Origin of the sequence: Lentzea sp. NPDC058436, from assembly GCF_042721515.1 — a bacterium.
In the GTDB taxonomy this organism is placed as follows: domain Bacteria; phylum Actinomycetota; class Actinomycetes; order Mycobacteriales; family Pseudonocardiaceae; genus Lentzea.
Window position 1 is genome coordinate 223352 of the sequence record NZ_JBHXLF010000010.1, and the last position, 18589, is coordinate 241940.

Below are 18589 nucleotides of genomic sequence, written 5' to 3' on the forward strand. Positions count from 1 at the left end.
ACGCGGTCTGTCGCATCCCCGCGAGCGGATCGGACGTGACCGGTCCGGGCGCGACTGTGTAGCGGCGGACACGAGGTTTCGGGTGCCCAGGCGCCGTCAGGCGTCGCTCGGCGCACTTCGACGCTGTTGAGCTCGGCATCGGTGTCGTCTCATGGCGTCACCGGCTGAGCGCCACGCCAACCTTCGTGGGCCGTAGTCGTCACTTCCAAATGGGAAAGCCTTGGTGCGGTGCCCCGACGTCGGGCTCCGCACCAAGGCGTGTTTCGTGCTTTATCGTTTGCGGCACCCATGGGGTCCTTGGCAGGAGGATTGCGGTGCAGTTCAACGAAGGCGCGGAACTCGACCTTTCTCAGGTTTCGGACCAACGGGGCGTAGGCGGCCGCGTGGCCGGCGTCGGAGGCGGCCTCGGCGTGGTCGGCCTCATCGTCTACTTCCTGTTCCAGCAGTTCACCGGCATCCAGCTGCCCGCGGGCGGTCTGGAGGGCCTGGGCAACAACACCCAGGTCGAGTCCGGCTCGCTGCTCGAGAAGTGCAAGACCGGTGCCGACGCGAACCGCGACAGCGACTGCCGGGTCCTGGCCACGATCAACTCGATCCAGGGCTACTGGACCGACCAGTTCAAGAGCTCCGGCAGGACGTACCAGGTCACCAAGACCAACTTCTTCCGCAACAGCGTGAACACCCGCTGCGGCAACGCCACCTCCGCCGTCGGCCCGTTCTACTGCCCCGCGGACTCCCAGGTGTACATCGACCTGGACTTCTTCAACGAGCTGCGCACCAAGTTCGGCGCGACCGGCGGCCCGTTCGTCGAGGCCTACGTGCTCGCCCACGAGTACGGCCACCACGTGCAGAACCAGCTCGGCACCTCGGACAGGGTCGGTCGCGAGACCGGTCCCACCTCGGGCTCGGTGCGCCTCGAACTGCAGGCCGACTGCTACGCCGGTTCCTGGGCGAACCACGCGACGACGGTGCCGAGCGCCAACGGCCAGCCCCTCATCTCGAACATCACCCAGGAAGACGTCGACGCCGCCCTCGACGCGGCCGCGCGCATCGGTGACGACTTCATCCAGAGCAACCTCGGCGGCGGCCGGGTCGACACGACCCAGTTCAGCCACGGCAGCTCTGCCCAGCGGCAGAAGTGGTTCACGACCGGGTTGCAGACGGGCGATCCCGCCCGCTGCAACACGTTCGACACGAACAACCTGGGTTAGCGCAGAGCCGCCCGCTGCGCGCGGGACGGCACGCCGTTCACCCCCTCGGTGGTGACAGCGTAGGAGGCGATGACGTGGGCCGCGGCGGAGACGTTGCGGCCCAGCGCCTCCCGGTTGATGTTGCCGAGGTTGTCGCACGCCTTGTGGTAGCAGGGATCCATCTCCATCCCGGCCGTGCCGCCCCACTTCGCGGCCTGCGCGGCGGTCTTGACCTCGCCGCCGCCGGAGATGATGCCGCCTGCCGGGATGCCGAGCGCGGTGAACGAGCCGTAGTCGCTGGCACCGCGCACGTTCAGGCCCTCGGGGCCGAGGTTGAGGCCCGTGTAGAAGTCGCTGAACGCCTTCTCGATGTGCTTCGAGCCGTACGGCAGGCCGGGGTCGTTGTAGACGTAGTAGCCGGGGTTGGGCGAGCCGACCATGTCGAAGTTCAGGTACAGCGCGATGTCCAGCTGCTGCTCGAACGACAGCGCCGACGCGTAGGCGCGCGAGCCGATCAGGCCTGCCTCCTCGGCGCCCCACCAGGTGAAGCGGACGGCGTTGGGCAGCTTGGGCCGCGCGCCCATCTTCAGCGCCACTTCGAGCAGCGCGGCGGAGCCGGAACCGTTGTCGTTCATGCCGGGACCGGCGTCGACGCTGTCGAGGTGCGCGCCGGCGACGACAACGTTGTCGGCGCGTCCGGTACGGGTCTGGGCGACCACGTTGCGGTCGAGGTGGACCTGGTCGTGGTGGCGCAGGTCGAGCCGCACGGACTGGCCGGCCAGCGCGGCGAGCGCGGTGCCGTCGGCCTTGGAGGCGGTGCCGCCGGGGACCGCGCCGGGGATGCGCAGGTCGAGGTGACCGTCGACGTTGTTCGAGATGATCACGGCCGCCGCACCCGCGTTCACCGCGTTGGCGTACTTGCTGACGAACGTGCAGGTGCCGCGCCGGATCAACGCCACGGCGCCCTTGAAGTCCTGTCCGGCGAAGTCGCTCGCCTCGCAGCCGGGGGTGCCGTCCTCCGGCACCACCCGCAGCGGCGCGGTGAGGCCGCCGTCCGGGGTGTTCGGGGTGTCGCCGAACGGCACGAGCTCGTGCGAGGCGGTGCCCACCACGGCACTGCCGGCGTCGTTGACCTTCTGCTTGACCTCGAACTCCGGTGTGGTCACGTCGAACCCGGCGTCGCGCAGCCGTCCGGCCACGTAGTCGACGCTGGCCGAGTACCCGGTGGTCGTCGCGGCGCGGTTGCCGCCGTGGGTGTCGGCGATGCGCTGGAACGCGATCAGGTGGCGCTGGGCGCCGTCCGCGCTGACACGGGCGGACAGGTCGCGGGCGGGGTCGGTGGAGGCGCTCGCTGTGGAGCCGAGCAGCACCATGGACGAGGCGAGGGCCGCTATCGCGATGTTGGCACGCATGGGTACGACCTTGGCCCAGGTGGTCGTGAGAGCGCTACCACCTGGGCCGAGGTCCAGACGATCAGCGGTGTGCCACCGCCAGCAACCGGTGGCCGCCGATCTCGAACGGGCTGCCGTCGGTGTCGCCGAACAACTCCACCGACGAGAACCCGGCGCCGTGCAGCATCCGGGTCAGCTCGCCGGCCGTGTAGACGTGCTGCACGCACGTCGACCGCTGCGTCCGTTCACCGTCGGAGAAGGTGAAGTCGATCAGCAGCCGGGCCGAGGCGACGTCGTACGAGTTCACGGCGACCATGTCGACGCCACCCGCGGACATCCGGATCTCACCCGGCAACGAGGGCAGGATCGACTCGGCCGTGCAGCCGTAGTCGACGACCAGGACCGGTGCCGCCTCGGCCAGATCGCGCAGGAACCGCAGCGAACCCGCGTGGTCGAGGTAGCCGAAGCTGTTTCCCATGCACAGAGCCAGATCGGCCGTCAGACCGAACGAGCCCAGTGACGCCAGGTCGCCCTGCCGCCAGTCGAGAGAGGGAGCCAGCGCACGGGCGTGCGCGATGGCTTCCTCGGAGATGTCGATGCCGGTGACCGAGTAGCCGCGGCGGGCGAGCTCGATGCTGTGCCTGCCGCTGCCGCACGGGACGTCCAGCACGCGCGGCCCGGCGCCGAGGCCGGTGACGAAGTCGATCTCGGCCGAGGTCTGCGAGGGCTGGACCGCACCACGCCAGAACCCGTTGGCGAGATCGGTGAAGAACGAGGTGTACCAAGACAAGGTGGAACTCCTGGTGATCGCGAGAGACAGAACGCGAGAGTCACCGGGTACTGCGGAGGCACCCGGTGTGTCCGGGGCTGCCCATGGCATCGACCTTGTCTGAGAGTTACGCCTGTGAAGGCATCACTGAACCACGTCGGACGCGGAACCGGGAAGTGATTTAGCGCTGCGAGGAGAAGCGGATCGAGTTGCCGGACGGGTCGCGGAACGCGCAGTCGCGCACGCCGTAGTACTGGTCGACCGGCTCCTGCAACACCTCACCGCCGGCCGCGCGCACCTGCTCGAACTTCGCGTCCACGTCCTCGACCACGAAGATCAGGCCCTGCAGCGATCCCTTGGCCAGCAACGCCTCCAGCACCTCGAAGTCGGTCGGCGGCACGGGCGGGCCGACGCGGGCCAGGCCGATCTCGACGCCGGGCTGGTCCGCCGGGCCGACCGTGAGCCAGCGGTAGTCGTTCTCGATGGTCTGGTCCGTGCGGACTTCGAGGCCGATGACGTCGCGGTAGAACTTCAGCGCGGCGTCCTGGTCGTGGACGAAGAGGAACGTGTGCGAGAGCTTCATGACACGAAACCCTAGGTACGCCGCGAACGCGTCGCTTCTCGAAACCTGCTCGGTCGCGTGAGGCCCTTCAACTGGCATCCCGGCACCACGGCCAGCGCGTCGTGGGCCCGTGCCCGGTAGGCCGACGGCGTCTCGCCGACCAGTTCGGTGAACCGCGTCGAGAACGAGCCGAGCGACGTGCAGCCGACCTCGACGCACACCTCGGTCACCGACAGCTTCCCCAGACGCAGCAACGCTTTGGCCCGCTCGATCCGCCGGGTCATCAGGTAGCCGTACGGGGTCTCGCCGTACGCCGCGCGGAACTGCCGGGCGAAGTGCGACGGCGACATGAGCGCGGCACGGGCCATCGCGGGCACGTCCAACGGCCGCGCGTACTCGCGGTCCATCAGGTCACGTGCCCGGCGCAGGTGCGCGAGGTCCTCGGGCGTCACGGGCACAGCATCCCACCTGTGACCGTTTCGCCTCTTCCGTCCGCACGTGGTCCTGAGGTACTTTCCGGTCGTCTTGTGGACGCGTGCGGGGGCTCTGACGTCGGCAGACATCATCTTGGGGGCTCGGGGGATCTGTTTTCCGGTGGAGCGGCTTGCCGTGCCGCGCGCGTTTTTCGGCGCGGCGACGCGGACGTCACCAGACCTCGTGGGCGTCCAAGCCGCACATGACCCGGGGGAACTGATGTCCGACAGACCAGCCAGAAGGGGCCTGCTCCGATTCGCGGCCCTCACCACCGCCGCCCTGGTGGCGTTCGGTGGCGCCACCACGGGCGCGCTCGCCCAGGAGGACCCGCCGAGCACCAGCCCGAGCACCAGCCCGACCACCACGGAGACGGTGACGCCGCCGTCGACGCCGAGCGAGCCGCAGCCGCCCGCGTCGAGCGAGCCCTCGGTTCCGCGGTCGACGTCGACCGACCCTGCTCCGCCGTCGACCTCGACGCCTCCGCAGGAGAACCCGCAGCCGTCGGTCCCGAGCACGTCGAGCACGCCGCCCGCGCAGCCCAGCGAGGCACCGAAGCCCGAGGAGCAGCGGCAGGCGACGCAGCAGCAGACCGCGCCGGACCTCAAGCTCTCCGTGAAGTTCGACCGCGCCGAGTACGCCCTGGGCGAGCCGCTGGGCATCACGGTCACCGTGCGCAACGAGGGTGACGCCACCGCGAACCAGGTCCGGTTCGCCAGCGAGGTCTACCAGCTGAACCTGACCACCGGCGTCGACGACCTCATCTCGCGCCCGAGCCTGGCTCCCGGCGAGCAGAAGGTGATCAAGCTCGGCGCCGCGGCCCAGTGGGGCGTGCAGACCGCGGGGCTCACCCTGCGCACCTGGGCGGAGGGCGCGACCGACAAGACGCCGAACGACAACCAGTCGCGCGCCGAGACGAAGATCGTCAGCAACGGCGGCACGATCAACGGCGTCCTCTTCGAGGACCGCGACGGCAACGGTGCCGTGAGTCCCGGTGAGGGCATCGACTGGCAGCAGCTCAAGCTGGTCGGCACCTCTCCGTACCCCAGCTCCGCCCAGACGTACAACGGCGGCCAGTTCACGGTCCGCGACATCCCGGCCGGCACCTACCAGGTGCAGTGGACCGGGTACGTGCCCGGCAGCATGGACCTGACGGTCAAGCCCGGCCAGTTCATCACCGTGAAGGCGGGCGAGACCACCCAGGTCGCGCTGCAGGCCGTGCCGACGCTCTCGCGGTCGCTGTGGATCGCCGGCCACTCGTTCGACAAGTCCCGGTACGCCAAGGGCGACCCGATCTCGGTGAACGTCACGCTGCGCAACAACGGCACGGCGCCGATCACCGGCCTCGTCGCCGTCTGCGACCCGGAGAACGACCCGGCGACGCTCGACGGCACCGGCGACGGCTGGGGAGACCTGCGGCCCGACCGCGGCGGCATCACGCTCGGCGCGGGGGAGACGCGGACCGTCACGGTCACCGACACCGTGCCCGACGTCGACTACCCGACCGGCAAGGTCTACTTCGCCTGCGCGTTCAGCGTCGACGGCCGCAACAGCGGCGGCACCGGCAACCCCGGCCTCACCGTCGGTGCCGACGTCGCCGGCATCCGCGGCGCCGTGTCCGGCCACGTCCGCGCGAGCGGCACCGGCCTCAGCTCGGTCAAGGTCGTCGCGACCACCCCCGGCACCAGCCGGGTCCTCGGGTTCGCGACGAGCGACTGGTCCGGCGCGTGGAAGATCGAGAACCTGCCGCAGGGCAAGGTCGCGCTGCAGGTCATCGGCGCTTACAAGCTGGAGGACGGCAGCTCGCACCGGCTCGTCGACGTCGTCGCGGAGCAGGAGGTCGTCGCCGAGCTCACCGTGGTCCAGGGGCCCGCGGTGAAGGACCCCACGGTCTTCGCACCGGACCTGAAGGTGTCCGTCTCGTTCGACAAGGCCACCTACGACCTCTCCGACCTGGTGCGCATGACGCTCAAGGTCGAGAACATCGGCACCGGCGTCGAACCGGCACGCGGCAACTGGCAGGGCGGCCCGTACAACGAGCAGGAGCCGTACTTCGACTACCAGGAGCTGCGCAGGTTCCTGGACCCGCAGATCACGCTCTACCCCGGTGAGAGCAAGCAGGCCACCTTCACCGGCCGGCTCAAGGACGGCGGGGACGACCCCGTGAAGCTGAGCAAGACCAGCTACATCGCCCAGGTCGGCACGTACACCGGTGACCCGGACAACGCCAACAACAAGGCCGAGGCGCGCGCGGACGTCACGTGGGGCACCGGTTCGGTCTCGGTCGTCGTGTTCGGCGACCGCAACCTGAACGGGCAGCTGGACGCGGGCGAGGAGATCGCGGACCGCGAGGTCGGCGTCGGCGGCGGCAAGCCGTTCACGCGGAAGAGCGGCAGGACCGACGCTTCCGGACGCGTCCGCTTCACCGACGTGCCCGCGGGCACGTACTGGGCGTCGAGCCAGTACGACCAGGAGTCCGGCTGGATCGACGAGACCCCCGAGGAACACCGCACCGCTGTGGTGAACCCCGGCGACGAGGGCACCGCGCAGGTGCGGCTGGTCCGGCCGCTGTCGGACGAGCTGAAGGCGTCGGTCTCGTTCGACAAGCCGGAGTACGCGGCGGGCGACTCCGTCGGCGTCACCGTGTCGATCAAGAACGGCACCACCAAGCCGTTGCAGGTCAGGGCGGAGTGCAGCAGCGGCGGCTACGGTCCCTACCTCGGCAACGACGGCGCGGAGTGGGGCCAGCTGGCCAGGACGGCCGCAGGCGTGCTGATCGCGGCGGGCCAGACGCTCACCGCCACGGTGAGCACCCCGCTGCCCGAGGCGTCGCCGGACTACGGCTACGTCACGATCGGTTGCTCGTTCGGGCCGCAGAACGGCTCGGGCAACCCGTGGGCCACCGCGCAGAGCAAGGTGCCCGGCGCGACGCAGACGTTCACCGGCTTCGTGGTCAAGGGCGACTGGATGGCGCCGGAGAAGGTGCCGAACGTCAAGCTCGTGCTGCTCGACCCGCACACCCGCAAGCCGGTCGTGAGCACCACGACGAACGCCGAGGGCGCGTGGACCTTCCCCGACCTGCCCGTCGGCACGTACGTGCCGCTCGTCGTGGGCCCCTGGAAGGTCATCGACCTCGGTGAGGGCGAGCCCTTCGGCAACGTCCGCGGTCGCGACTACCCGTCGTACATCTGGCTGGAGGCCGGTCCCGAGGTCGCCGACCCGACCATCGTCACCCCCGGTGGTGCCGGCGGGATCGGCGGCGGTTCGCAGATCGGCACGAGCCCGGCGCTCGCGGTCAGGAACCCCGACGCGCTGGCGAGCACCGGCGTGGGCGTGCTCGGCCTCGTGCTCTTCGGCTCGCTGCTCGTGATGGCGGGCGCGGCGATGAGGCGCAAGGTCGCGTAACACCCCGTTCGACCTGCAGGCCCGGCACTCGCGCTGAGTGCCGGGCCTGTTGTCATGAGCGCCACACCACCCTGGTCCGAACGGAGTGTTAGCGTCGCGAACCATCGGGTATCTGGGGGTGACATGACGGTCTGGGAAGCAATCGCGGTGGTCATCGCGGGTGTGTTCGCAGGCGGCATCAACACCGTCGTCGGCAGCGGCACGCTCGTGACGTTCCCCGTGTTGCTCGCTGTCGGTTATCCGCCCGTGGTCGCGAACGTGTCCAACAGCCTCGGTCTCGTGCCCGGCTCGCTGTCCGGCGCGTGGGGGTACCGCGAGGAGCTCAAGGGCCAGTCCGGCCGGATCAAGCGGCTGTTGCCCGCGTCGATCCTCGGTGGCGTCATCGGCGCGATCCTGCTGGTCACGTTGCCGGACAAGGCGTTCACGGCGATCGTGCCGGTGCTGATCGTGATCGCGCTGGTGCTCGTGGTGATCCAGCCGTGGCTCAACCGCAAGCTCTCCCACCGGCGCAACGATGACAACGATGGTGGCGTGCTGCTGTGGTTCGGCGTCTTCGCCGCGGGCGTCTACGGCGGCTACTTCGGCGCCGCGCAGGGCGTGCTGGTCATGGGGATCATGGGCGTCCTCGTCAGCGAGCACCTGCAGCGGATGAACGCGCTGAAGAACGTCCTCACCGCGTTCGTGAACCTCGTCGCGGGAGTGCTGTTCATCTTCATCGCCGACGTGGCGTGGCTGGTCGTGCTGCTGCTCGCCGTCGGGTCCGTGGTCGGCGGCCAGATCGGCGCCAAGATCGGCCGCAAACTCCCACCCGCCGTGTTGCGCGGCGTCATCGTGGTGGTGGGAGTCGCGGCGATCGTTCAGCTGCTCATGAAGTAGTTCTCAGAGCGCGAACGCGCGGGCGGCGGCCAGGAAGGCGTCGTTCTCGTCCGGCTCACCGATGGTCACGCGGGCGCCCTCCTCCACGAACGCGCGCACGACGACCTTGTGCTCCAGGCAGTGCGCGTTGAACTCGGCCGTGCGCGCGCCCAGCGTCAGCCACACGAAGTTCGCCTGCGTCTCCGGCACGTCGTAGCCCATGGCGAGCAGCTCGCCGCGCACGCGCGTGCGTTCCGCGACGATCGCGCGGCAGCGGACCATCAGCTCGTCCTCGGCGTCCAGCGACGCCATCGCGGCGACCTGCGCCAGCGCGTTCACCGAGAACGGCACGTAGACCTTGCGCAGCACGTCGGCGACGACCGGCGGCGCGACCGCGTAACCGACCCGCAGCCCCGCGAGGCCGTACGCCTTGGAGAACGTCCGCAGCACGGCGACGTTGTCGTGGCCGGCCGCCCACTGCTGCTTCGCGAGCTCGACGCCGTCCGGCACGTGGGCGTCGTCCACGAACTCCTTGTAGGCCTCGTCGAGGACCACGAGCACGTTGCGGGGCACGGCGGCGATGAACGCCTCGATCTCCTCGGTGCGCAGCGCGGTGCCGGTCGGGTTGTTCGGGTTGCAGACGAAGACCATCCGCGTGTTCGGCGTGATCGCCGCGAGCATCGCGTCCAGGTCGTGGGTGTGCTCCGAGTTCAGCGGCACGCGGATCTGCCGTGCGCCGGACACGTGCGTGACGATCGGGTAGGCCTCGAAGGACCTCCACGCGAACAGCACCTCGTCGTTCTCGCCGCAGGTCGCCTGGACGAGCTGCTGGCACAGCATCACCGAACCGCAGCCGATGGCCAGGTGGTCGGCGGGAACGCCGAGCTTGTCCGACAGCCGGTTCGTGAGTTCGACGGAGCCCGAGTCGGGGTACCTGTTGATGCCGGTGGCCGCTTCGGCGATCGCCTGGACGACGCTCGGCAGCGGTCCGGCGGACACCTCGTTGCTCGCGAGCTTGATGGCGCCGGGGATGCTCCTGCCAGGCACGTAGGACGGCAGGGACGCCAGGTCAGCACGGGTTCGCACGCTCATGTGCCCGATCCTCGCATTGCTCCGTCCGATTGGTCACGTTGACTGGAGTTCACCCCGTCGTGGAAGGGTGGGAAACATGACCACACCCCGCATCGAGACGCTCTCCCTCACCGACGGCCGTGAGCTGCGGGTGACGATCGCCGAACCCGACTCCGCTGTTCGGGGCGGTCTCGTTGTGCTGCACGAGGCACGCGGCGTCACCCAGGGTGTGCGCACGCTGGTCAGCAGCCTCGCCGACGAGGGCTGGCTCACAATCGCACCGCACCTGTACGACGCCGACCGGGTGCACGGCGACGACATCCGCGACCAGGTCAGCAAGCTCAACGGCGACCGGCTGCTCGCGGACACCGACGTCGCGTTCGTCTGGCTCGGCCAGCAGGGCGTGAGCGCCGACCGCATGGGCGTCGTCGGCTTCGACATCGGCGGCACCGTCGCCATGGTGGTCGCCGCCAGCCGCACGATCGGCGCCGCCGTCACCGTGCAGGCGCCCGGCATCCTCGAACCGCTCTCGGACGGCCTCCCCGCGCTGGTGGACGTGGCCGCCGACCTGTCGTGCCCGTGGCTCGGAATCTTCAGCGACGAGGACTCGGAAGAAGTGAGCAAGCTTCGTGATGCTGTGATCAGCTCCGAAACCGCGTCAGATCTGGTGCGTTTCAACGTTTCGAGTGACGAAGCATGGGTTCGTGCGTTGAACTGGTTCGACGCTCACATGAGGTAAGGGTCTTTCCGGCGGATTGGAACCGAACCGTCGGTTGGGTACATCTAAGGAGTGCTTCGGACGGCTGACTGGGTGTAGCTGCGAGTAACGCCCAGTGCTGCGGTGACGAGTTATGCAGTGCAGGGGGTTGTGACGGATGGCAGAAGGCACTGGGACAGGTACGACTGGTGGCACGACTACTGGCGCGGACACACCGCCGGTGACTCCCGACGTAACCACGTCGGTCACCGCGCCGATCACGGCTGAACAGCTGGCGGCGGTGAAACCCGTTCTCCAGGCGCAGATGCTGGAGGACAAGGCGGTGGCGAGCAACGCCGCAGCCAAACTCGACCAGGCAGCCGACAGCGGCAAGCTGACGCTCGACGTCGACGCCGCGGACGCGTTGATCAAGGCGGTCGACGCCGCGCGCGACCAGGTCATGGACCTGTGGAAGCGCGCGACCGACCAGCTGGCGACACCGCTGCAACTGGGCGAGAACCCGGTCGCCAAGGCGATCAGCGCGCGGTTCTCCGACCTGGCCGTCGGTGAGGACTCCGGTGCCGCGAAGGCGCTGCTCGACCTCTTCAAGGTCCTCGACGACATCAGCAACGCACTGAGCCGCAACCGCGACACCATCCGCGATGCCGACGAAGAAGCCGAACGGTCGATGAAGAGCGCCGGGGGGTCGTGGTGAGCCACGGATCGCACGGGAACAAGGGCAACGACAACCGCGGTCACGACGACCGTGGCCGCGACGACAAGGGCCACGACGACAAGGGCCACGGCGGCGACAGGGACGGCGGGTACGACCGCAACGACCTGCACGAGCCGGTCGACTGGATGACGTACACGCACGAGCAGCTCTACAACATGGTGCACACGGGCGTGAACCTCGCCGGTGCCCAGGCCGCCGCCACGAACTGGCAGAAGATCGGCGAGGACATCGCCGGCGTGCGCACGAACCTGCTCAAGGCCGTCGAGGACTCGTCCGTCGGGTGGGACAGCGAGTCGGCCCGGCTCGCGCGCGACGGCCTGACCGAGGTCACCAACTGGGTCGACGACACGGCGAACTACGCCGTCAAGGTGTCGGCCGCGATCACCACGGAGACCAGCAACGTCGAGGCCGCGCGTGCCGCGATGCCGCCGCCTCCCCAGGCTCCCCCGCCGCCCGTGCCCACGGACGCCTCGCTGGCGAACAGGGCACTGCTGCAGGACCGGCTCACGCAGGTCGACGGGTTCGGCGCCCTGCAGAACGAGCGCCTGCTCGCGCAGCAGGCCCAGACCGACTTCGCCGGCTTCGAGACCATCGGCACGAGTCCCGTCGACGCCCTCGCGGCCAACGACGCCTCGCACCGCCTCGCGGCGGACGTGATGGCGACGTTCCAGAAGAACTCGGCCGCGGTCGACCAGACCGTGCCCCAGCAGTTCACGCCTCCGGTCAACCCGATCAACCCGACGCCGACCGGCACCGACCTCACCAACCGCGCGCACCCCGGCGGCTCACCTGACGGTGGCGCGGGTGGCGCTGGTGGTGCTCCCGTCGCGACCAGCGGCACGCAGAACCAGAACCGCGGCACCACGAACGCCTCCTCGCGTTTCGGCGGTGGCGGAGGCGGCGGTGGTCGCGGTGGCGCCGGAGGGTTCGGCGGCTTCGGCGGTGGCATGGCCCGTCCGTTCGGCTCCGGCAACCAGGGCGGTTCCGGTGGCGGCGGTGGCGGTGCCGGTGGTGCGACCGGTGGCAACCTCGCCGGCGTGAACGACGGTGCGCGCGGTGGTGGCGCCGGTGGTGCCGCGGCGGCCTCGGCCGTGCCCGGCAACACGACCAAGGCGTTCCAGAACCCGCTCGCGATGGGTGGCGCGCCGATGGCCGGTGCCCCCGCGGGTGCCGGTGGCCAGAACGACTCGAAGGAACACAAGACGGCGAGCTACCTGGAAGAGGACGACAACGTCTTCGGCCTGGACCGCAAGGCGGCCCCGCCGGTGATCGGTCAGTGACACAGCGCCAGTTCACGGTGAGCTCGCAGGAGTTCTTCCTGCTGTGGCAAGCCGTGCACGGCGAGGACCGCGTCGTGCCGCTCGGAACGCCCCACGTCGGGGCCACCCGGGCGGCGCGGCAGCGCCTCGCCGAAACCAGCTCGCGGTCGTTGCAGGCTCGCCGCCTGGGCACGATCCAGCGCCCTGACCCGGACCTCCGTGCCCTGGTCAGCGGCCTGGGCGAGTTCGACCGCGCGTTGGAGATCGCGTACTTCAAGGGCGCCGAACTGGCCCGCGGCATCGCCTGCGCCGGCTGGGGCGGTGCCTTTGCCGCCCGCGTGAACGGCGAGGTGCACCTCTACCCGTTCCACCCGACGTCGCTGGCCTCGGCCACGGTGTCATCGTTGCCAGGCCTCGCGCCGGGCGCCGGCCGTTCCGTGAACGTGCGCTGGGACGACTACGTCCGCGCCGGTCGCGCGGGGGAGCAGGACGGCAAGCAGGCGTTCCTGGACGTCCTGCGCGACGCCGGCATCCGCGAGCCGGAGGCGCACAACCTGATGCGCATCGTCACGTCCCGCATCGGCGGCGGCGAACTGGGCCTGACCGCCCGCAACCGCGACGGCGTGCCCCGCCCGACCGGCCGTTCGGTCTCGTGGCTCGACACCCGCGAGGGCCGCTACCTCCTGCGCAGGCAGGACGGCTGGCTCGTGCTCGCCCCCGCCGACGCCGCACGCCTCACCACGGCGGTCGACGAGCTGATCACGGCAGGTTAGAACCACACCGGCGGGCTACCGCAAGTCCGTCAATCACACATGGACGTTCCGTTGTGCCTGGGTTAGACATGGGGCATGACCGACACCGACGTCGAACTGCTGTGGCGCCCGGACCCCACGAGGGACAACGGGATGACCGAGTTCCGGGCGTGGCTCGCCGACCGCGGCCACGACTTCGCGGACTACGAGTCGCTGTGGGAGTGGTCCGTCTCCGATCTTGAGGCGTTCTGGGGCGCCATAGCCGCGTACTTCGACGTCCGGTTCCACACCGAGCCGATGCGGGTGCTGGGCTCCGCGGAGATGCCGGGCGCCGAGTGGTTCCCCGGCGCGACGCTGAACTACGCCGAGCACGCGCTGCGCCGCGGTGCCGACGACGACCTCGCCGTGATCTTCCATCGTGAAGACGGGGTCGCTTCTTCTTTGACGTTCGGTGCCCTGCGTGCGCGCGTGGCCGCTTTCCGGGCCGCATTGGCCTCTCTGGGCGTCTCCCAGGGCGACCGGGTGGTGGCACTCGTCCCGAACGCCCCCGAGGCCCTCATCGCCTTCCTGGCGGCCGCGTCCCTGGGCGCCACCTGGTCGTCCTGCTCCCCGGACTTCGGTGCCCGCGCCGTGGCCGACCGCTTCACCCAGATCGAGCCCGCGGTGTTCGTCGCGGTCGCCGGCTACGTCTACAACGGACGGTCCTTCGACACCCGCCCGGTGGTCGAGGAGATCCGCGCGCAGCTGCCGGGCCTGCGCGCCACGGTCCTGATCGACTACCTGGACAACGGGGCTTCCCTGCCGGACACCCTGTCGTTCTCCGAGCTGATCGCGTCCAACGAGGGCGCCGCGCTGGAGTTCACGCCCGTGCCGTTCGACCACCCGCTCTGGGTGCTCTACTCGTCCGGCACCACCGGCCTGCCCAAGGGCATCGTGCAGGGCCACGGCGGCATCGTCCTGGAACACCTCAAGATGCTCGGCCTGCACGGCGACCTCGGTCCCGGCGACCGCTTCTTCTGGTTCACCACCACCGGCTGGATGATGTGGAACTACCTGGTGGGCGGTCTGCTCGTCGGCACCACGATCGTCCTGTTCGACGGCAGCCCCGCCTACCCGTCGCTGAACGCGTTGTGGCACCTGGCCGAACAGCACCGCGTGACCTACTTCGGCACCTCGGCCCCGTACGTCCAGTCGTGCCTGAAGGAAGGCATCGACCCGTCGGCGACCTACGACCTGACGGGCCTGCGCGTCGTCGGCTCGACCGGCGCACCCCTCACCCCGGAGGGCTTCCGCTGGATCGCCTCCGCCGTGGGCAAGGACGTCCAGATCGCCTCGGTCTCCGGCGGCACCGACCTCTGCACGGCGTTTGTGGCGGCGTCCCCCGACCGCCCGGTCTGGCTGGGCGAGCTCTCCTGCCGGGCGCTGGGCGCGGCGGTCCACGCCTACGACGACGCCGGCAACGCCCTGGAGGACTCCGTCGGCGAGCTGGTGATCACGAAGCCGATGCCGTCCATGCCGGTCTTCTTCTGGGGCGACGCCGACGGCTCACGGCTGCGCGACGCGTACTTCGACACATATCCCGGAATCTGGCGCCACGGCGACTGGATCCGCATCACCCCGCGAGGCTCGGCGGTGATCTACGGTCGCTCCGACTCGACCCTGAACCGGGGCGGCGTCCGCATGGGCACCTCGGAGTTCTACCGCGTGGTCGAGTCGATCGACGGCGTCGTCGACTCCCTGGTGATCGACACCTCGGGCGTCTCCGAGGGCGAACTGCTCTGCTTCGTCGTCCTGGACGGCGTCTCGTTGCCCGACGTGGAACCGTTGTTGCGCAAGGAATTGCGCGCTTCCCTGTCCCCGCGTCACGTGCCGAACCGATTCGTGGCAGTCACCGAGATCCCCCGCACGCTCAACGGCAAGAAGTGCGAGGTGCCGGTCAAGAAGATCCTCGCCGGCATGGACCCGGACCGCGCCGTCAGCAGGGGCGCGCTCCGCAATCCCGAGTCTCTCCAACCGTTCCTGGAACTCGCCTCGGAATGATCTAGGTCACTCGGTTCACGCCGACCAGGCGTTTTACGCTCCTCTCCGACCCTCGGAACGTGCTCTGACCAGCGCGTTCTGGTGTTGGAGGGGGGCGTTTTGCAACTCGGTTGAGGACCTGTGTAACCTATGTCCCGTGGCCAAGGATGGTCCCGGGAGGCTTCGCCTAGTCTGGTCTATGGCGCCGCACTGCTAATGCGGTTTGGGGTAACCCCCCATCCCGGGTTCAAATCCCGGAGCCTCCGCAAGGCCGAGCCTCTTGAGGATCGGTTACAATTGAATAGCTCGCGCTCGTAGCTCAACGGATAGAGCATCTGACTACGGATCAGAAGGTTGCAGGTTCGAATCCTGCCGAGCGCACTGCACAAGGCCCCAGCCGGACTTCGGTCCCGCTGGGGCCTTTGTCGTGCACCGGTCATTCCGGTGTGGATTCGGAAGTGACCCTGGAATGCGTCCAGGGTCACTTCACGTCGATGATCGCCGGCCTCAGTACAGCCGGATCGAGTCGCGGTGCCGCAAGCCCGCTTCGTGCAGCCGTCGGGTGGCGTCGTCGTCGATGCTGATCCTGCTGAGCGAACCCTCGGCGGTCCCGCCGGTCACGAACGCGAGGAGCAGCAGGGGGAACAGCACGGTGCGCACGAGCATCGCCCAGCAGGCCGAGGCGCCGAGGCGGCCGCCGTTCTTGACGCGGACGAGGCGGGTCCCGGTGAGCGCCGCCCCGACCCCGCGGCCGTTGCCGAAGAACAGGCCGTAGACGAGCGGCGTGCCGATCAGCAGACCGAGCACCGTCAGTGCCGCCGCGCTGTCGGAGATCGGGCTGGAGCGGGTGGCGACCGCGAACGCGACGAAAGCGGCACCCGCGAAGAGGACGTGGACGAGGAAGTCCGCGAACCAGGCCAGCAGCCGCGTCCACCCACCGGGCCCGATGTAGAGGGTCCCGTCGTCGAACGTGTCGAGTCTTTTCGCGATCGTCGGTCCGAACGCCTGCTCGACGTGGTGCCTGGCGATGTCCAAACGGGTCGGTCGGCCGGTGCCGGCGACGGTCATCGATGCGCTCCTGCTGCAGTAGAACGGGAAGATCCGAACCTAGTGGACAGGTGCCTCCCGGCGATGTGGGTCGATCGACCGACCGCGGCTCGGGTTGACGGTGGCCTCCCCACAGACCTTCCAGCGGCTGGAAGGTCCGCTCGGATTCGTGGACAACTGGTTGAACCGGCTACTACGTTGAGCCCCGCCGGTGCTGGTCGACTTCGGTGTGGCCGACGAGTTCTCGCTGGCCTTCCGACGAGCGACCGCGAGCTCAACACGAAAGGCCGGATTTGGTGAACACCTCCGTCGAGCAACAGGTCCGCGAGTACTACAACCACGCAGGGCCCGCCTACCACGCGCTCATGGGGCAGTTCTGGCACCACGGGGACCTGGCGGCCGAACAGGCAGGCCTGTCGCCCGAGGACGCGGCGAAGGCGTTGGCGCGCAGGCAGGTCGACGCGGCCGGGTTGCGGCCCGGCGGGACCGGGCTCGACTTCGGCAGCGGGGTCGGCGGCACGGCCGTCTACATGGCGGAGATCGCCGGTGCGAACGTCGTCGGCATCTCCAACAACGAGTGGCTCTCCGCCCAGGCGCGCGCGTATGCGGCCGAGCAGGGCCTCGCAGACCGGGCGGCGTTCCTGACGGTCGGCGACGAGGACTACAAGTCGCTGGTCGCGTGGCCCGACGGGTCGCTGGACATGGTCAGCTTCTTCGAATCGGTCTGCCACCTGCCGGACAAGGCGGCCTTCTTCGCCGCGGCGTTCCGCATCCTCAAGCCCGGTGCCGCACTGGTCGGCGTCGACTGGATCCGGCGGCCGTTCGGCGACTACCGGTCCGAAGAGCAGATCGCGCCGTTCATCGAGCCGGTGCAGGAGGTCATCTCCATCCCGCGGCTCGGCACGCTGGACGAGTACCGCGACATGATGTCGGCCTGCGGGTTCGTCGTCGAGGCCTCCGAGGACCTCTACCCGGACGTCGAGTGCTGGGGCAGCACGCCGCCGGACGACGGTCAGGGCTGGGGCGAGTACGCCGGCGAGCAGGAGGGTGTCATCCACGACGGCAAGCGCGTGCTCGACGCGGCCCGTGCCGCCGGGGTGTTCTCGGTCGCGCGGTGGGTCGCGCGCAAGCCCGGCTGACGAACGGCCGGCCCCCTCGGCCTCGGCCGAGGGGGTGTCGGAAGGTGACGCACGCCTGATCTCCGGGCAGAGTGACGGCGTGGAGCAGCGGGAGATCATGCAGCGGGCGCTCGGCGTCCTGACGCTCAGCTACGACGGCGCCGGATCCAACGACTACCTGCGCATGGCGCTCAAGTCGTTGCAGGAGGGCGTGTTCAGCTACGAGGTCAAGGTCGACGGCGAGCTGAACGAGGCCGGCGCCCAGGCCCTCAAGCAGGCGATGGACCAGGTGCTGTCGCAGTTCGGCTGGTTCACCGCGGGGCTGCTCTACGCCTTCCACGGCGTCGCGCAGGCGTACGAGAACGACTACGAGGACGCCGACGTGCAGGAGATCCTCCGCCAGCTCGCGCTCAGGCTCGCCGACTGACCAGTTCCGCGCGGACGCCGTCGGAGAACGGCGTCCACGCCTCGACCGCCCACGGCCCGAAACGCAGGTCCGTCAGCGCCACGCAGGCCGCCGAGATCTCCGGGTCGACCCACAGGAACGTGCCGGACTGGCCGAAGTGGCCGAAAGTCCGCGGTGAATGGGAATCGCCGGTCCAGTGTGGTGACTTCGAGTCGCGGATTTCGAAGCCGAGGCCCCAGTCGTTCGGCTTCTGCATGCCGTAACCGGGCAGCACGCCGTTCAGTCCCGGAAAAACGACCGACGTCGCCTCGCGCACCAGTTCGACCGAGACGAGCTTCGGGGACAGCAGTTCCAGAGCGAACAACGCCAGGTCAGCGGCACTGGACTCGGCTCCGGCGCCCGCCGAGCCGACCAGAGCAGAAGAATTCATCCCCAGCGGCGCGAAAACGGCCTCGTGCAGATAAGTGGCGAACGGCATCTCGCACGCCTCGCCGACAAAAGACGCCAGCACGTCGAATCCGGCGTTCGAGTAGATCCGGCGCGTGCCAGGAGCGGCCTGGATCTCCGGCTTGTCGAACGCGTATCCGGCGGTGTGCGCGATCAGGTGCCGCACCGTCGAACCCTCCGGGCCCGCGGGCTGGTCCCACTCGACCGCGCCCTCCTCGACGGCCACGAGTACCGCGTACGACGTCAGCAGCTTCGTCACCGACGCGAGCGGGAACACCCGCTGCTGATCGCCCGACGAGCCCACGACGGCACCATCCGCGACGACCGCGACCGCCACGTTCTCGACAGGCCACGACGCCGCTGCTTCCACGCTCCGCATAGGACGCACGTTAAC

At 69.4% G+C, this 18589-nt stretch carries 17 protein-coding genes and 2 tRNA genes; 12 read left to right on the plus strand and 7 right to left on the minus strand.

Going from position 1 to position 18589, the window contains the following annotated elements:
- Positions 1 to 314: 314 nt before the first annotated feature.
- Positions 315 to 1211, plus strand: a complete 897-nt coding sequence (locus ACFWN2_RS30500; protein ID WP_382433210.1) for a neutral zinc metallopeptidase — start codon at positions 315 to 317, stop codon at positions 1209 to 1211.
- On the opposite strand, the gene ACFWN2_RS30505 is transcribed toward ACFWN2_RS30500, so the two are convergent.
- The 4 genes from ACFWN2_RS30505 to ACFWN2_RS30520 form a co-directional block, all read right to left on the minus strand.
- Positions 1208 to 2602: a M28 family peptidase gene (locus tag ACFWN2_RS30505; RefSeq protein ID WP_382433212.1), complete on the minus strand. Its 1395-nt coding sequence runs from the start codon at positions 2600 to 2602 to the stop codon at positions 1208 to 1210. The genes ACFWN2_RS30500 and ACFWN2_RS30505 overlap by 4 nt on opposite strands.
- Positions 2603 to 2663: 61 nt before the next feature.
- On the minus strand, positions 2664 to 3371 hold the full coding sequence (locus tag ACFWN2_RS30510) for a methyltransferase domain-containing protein (protein WP_382433214.1): 708 nt from the start codon (positions 3369 to 3371) through the stop codon (positions 2664 to 2666).
- A gap of 160 nt (positions 3372 to 3531) precedes the next feature.
- The gene (locus tag ACFWN2_RS30515) at positions 3532 to 3933 is read right to left on the minus strand and encodes a VOC family protein (RefSeq protein ID WP_382433216.1); all 402 of its coding nucleotides are present in this window, start codon (positions 3931 to 3933) and stop codon (positions 3532 to 3534) included.
- An 11-nt stretch (positions 3934 to 3944) separates the two neighbouring features.
- Positions 3945 to 4364 carry a helix-turn-helix transcriptional regulator gene (locus tag ACFWN2_RS30520; RefSeq protein WP_382433218.1) on the minus strand — a complete coding sequence of 140 codons (420 nt, stop codon included), beginning with the start codon at positions 4362 to 4364 and terminating at the stop codon, positions 3945 to 3947.
- Positions 4365 to 4605: 241 nt separating this feature from the next.
- Here ACFWN2_RS30520 and ACFWN2_RS30525 point away from each other — a divergent pair, with 241 nt between their 5' ends.
- Positions 4606 to 7788: a carboxypeptidase-like regulatory domain-containing protein gene (locus ACFWN2_RS30525; RefSeq protein WP_382433220.1), complete on the plus strand. Its 3183-nt coding sequence runs from the start codon at positions 4606 to 4608 to the stop codon at positions 7786 to 7788.
- Between the two features lie 123 nt (positions 7789 to 7911).
- A complete protein-coding gene (locus ACFWN2_RS30530; RefSeq protein ID WP_382433222.1) occupies positions 7912 to 8664 on the plus strand; it encodes a sulfite exporter TauE/SafE family protein in 753 nt (250 codons plus the stop codon).
- 3 nt (positions 8665 to 8667) lie between these two features.
- Here ACFWN2_RS30530 and hisC read toward each other — a convergent pair whose 3' ends face one another.
- Positions 8668 to 9735 (minus strand): histidinol-phosphate transaminase, encoded by a 1068-nt coding sequence (gene hisC, locus ACFWN2_RS30535; protein WP_382433224.1) that lies wholly within the window; start codon positions 9733 to 9735, stop codon positions 8668 to 8670.
- A 76-nt stretch (positions 9736 to 9811) separates the two neighbouring features.
- On the opposite strand from hisC, the gene ACFWN2_RS30540 reads away from it, so the two are divergent.
- The 7 genes from ACFWN2_RS30540 (at position 9812) to ACFWN2_RS30570 (ending at position 15558) form a co-directional block, all read left to right on the plus strand.
- Positions 9812 to 10453, plus strand: a complete 642-nt coding sequence (locus ACFWN2_RS30540; protein WP_382433226.1) for a dienelactone hydrolase family protein — start codon at positions 9812 to 9814, stop codon at positions 10451 to 10453.
- 199 nt (positions 10454 to 10652) lie between these two features.
- Positions 10653 to 11126, plus strand: a complete 474-nt coding sequence (locus ACFWN2_RS30545; RefSeq protein ID WP_382433228.1) for a hypothetical protein — start codon at positions 10653 to 10655, stop codon at positions 11124 to 11126.
- Positions 11123 to 12427 (plus strand): hypothetical protein, encoded by a 1305-nt coding sequence (locus tag ACFWN2_RS30550; protein ID WP_382433230.1) that lies wholly within the window; start codon positions 11123 to 11125, stop codon positions 12425 to 12427. The genes ACFWN2_RS30545 and ACFWN2_RS30550 overlap by 4 nt, the downstream gene beginning before the upstream one ends.
- Positions 12424 to 13179, plus strand: coding sequence for an ESX secretion-associated protein EspG (locus ACFWN2_RS30555; protein ID WP_382433232.1), 756 nt, complete (start codon positions 12424 to 12426; stop codon positions 13177 to 13179). Before ACFWN2_RS30550 ends, ACFWN2_RS30555 begins: the two co-directional genes overlap by 4 nt.
- A gap of 75 nt (positions 13180 to 13254) precedes the next feature.
- On the plus strand, positions 13255 to 15198 hold the full coding sequence (locus ACFWN2_RS30560) for an acetoacetate--CoA ligase (RefSeq protein ID WP_382433234.1): 1944 nt from the start codon (positions 13255 to 13257) through the stop codon (positions 15196 to 15198).
- A gap of 155 nt (positions 15199 to 15353) precedes the next feature.
- Positions 15354 to 15443, plus strand: a tRNA-Ser gene (locus ACFWN2_RS30565).
- Positions 15444 to 15485: 42 nt separating this feature from the next.
- A tRNA-Arg gene (locus ACFWN2_RS30570) sits at positions 15486 to 15558 on the plus strand.
- A 126-nt stretch (positions 15559 to 15684) separates the two neighbouring features.
- Here the strand turns inward: ACFWN2_RS30570 and ACFWN2_RS30575 are convergent.
- Positions 15685 to 16245 carry an RDD family protein gene (locus ACFWN2_RS30575; protein WP_382433236.1) on the minus strand — a complete coding sequence of 187 codons (561 nt, stop codon included), beginning with the start codon at positions 16243 to 16245 and terminating at the stop codon, positions 15685 to 15687.
- Positions 16246 to 16520: 275 nt separating this feature from the next.
- Between ACFWN2_RS30575 and ACFWN2_RS30580 the strand changes: the two genes are divergently transcribed.
- Together ACFWN2_RS30580 and ACFWN2_RS30585 are read left to right on the plus strand one after the other, a co-directional pair.
- Entirely contained in the window at positions 16521 to 17363 is an 843-nt protein-coding gene (locus ACFWN2_RS30580; RefSeq protein ID WP_382433237.1) for an SAM-dependent methyltransferase, read from the plus strand.
- A 79-nt stretch (positions 17364 to 17442) separates the two neighbouring features.
- Positions 17443 to 17769 carry a hypothetical protein gene (locus tag ACFWN2_RS30585; protein ID WP_143091403.1) on the plus strand — a complete coding sequence of 109 codons (327 nt, stop codon included), beginning with the start codon at positions 17443 to 17445 and terminating at the stop codon, positions 17767 to 17769.
- On the opposite strand, the gene ACFWN2_RS30590 is transcribed toward ACFWN2_RS30585, so the two are convergent.
- Positions 17753 to 18574 (minus strand): serine hydrolase domain-containing protein, encoded by an 822-nt coding sequence (locus ACFWN2_RS30590; protein WP_382433239.1) that lies wholly within the window; start codon positions 18572 to 18574, stop codon positions 17753 to 17755. The genes ACFWN2_RS30585 and ACFWN2_RS30590 overlap by 17 nt on opposite strands.
- Positions 18575 to 18589 lie beyond the last annotated feature (15 nt).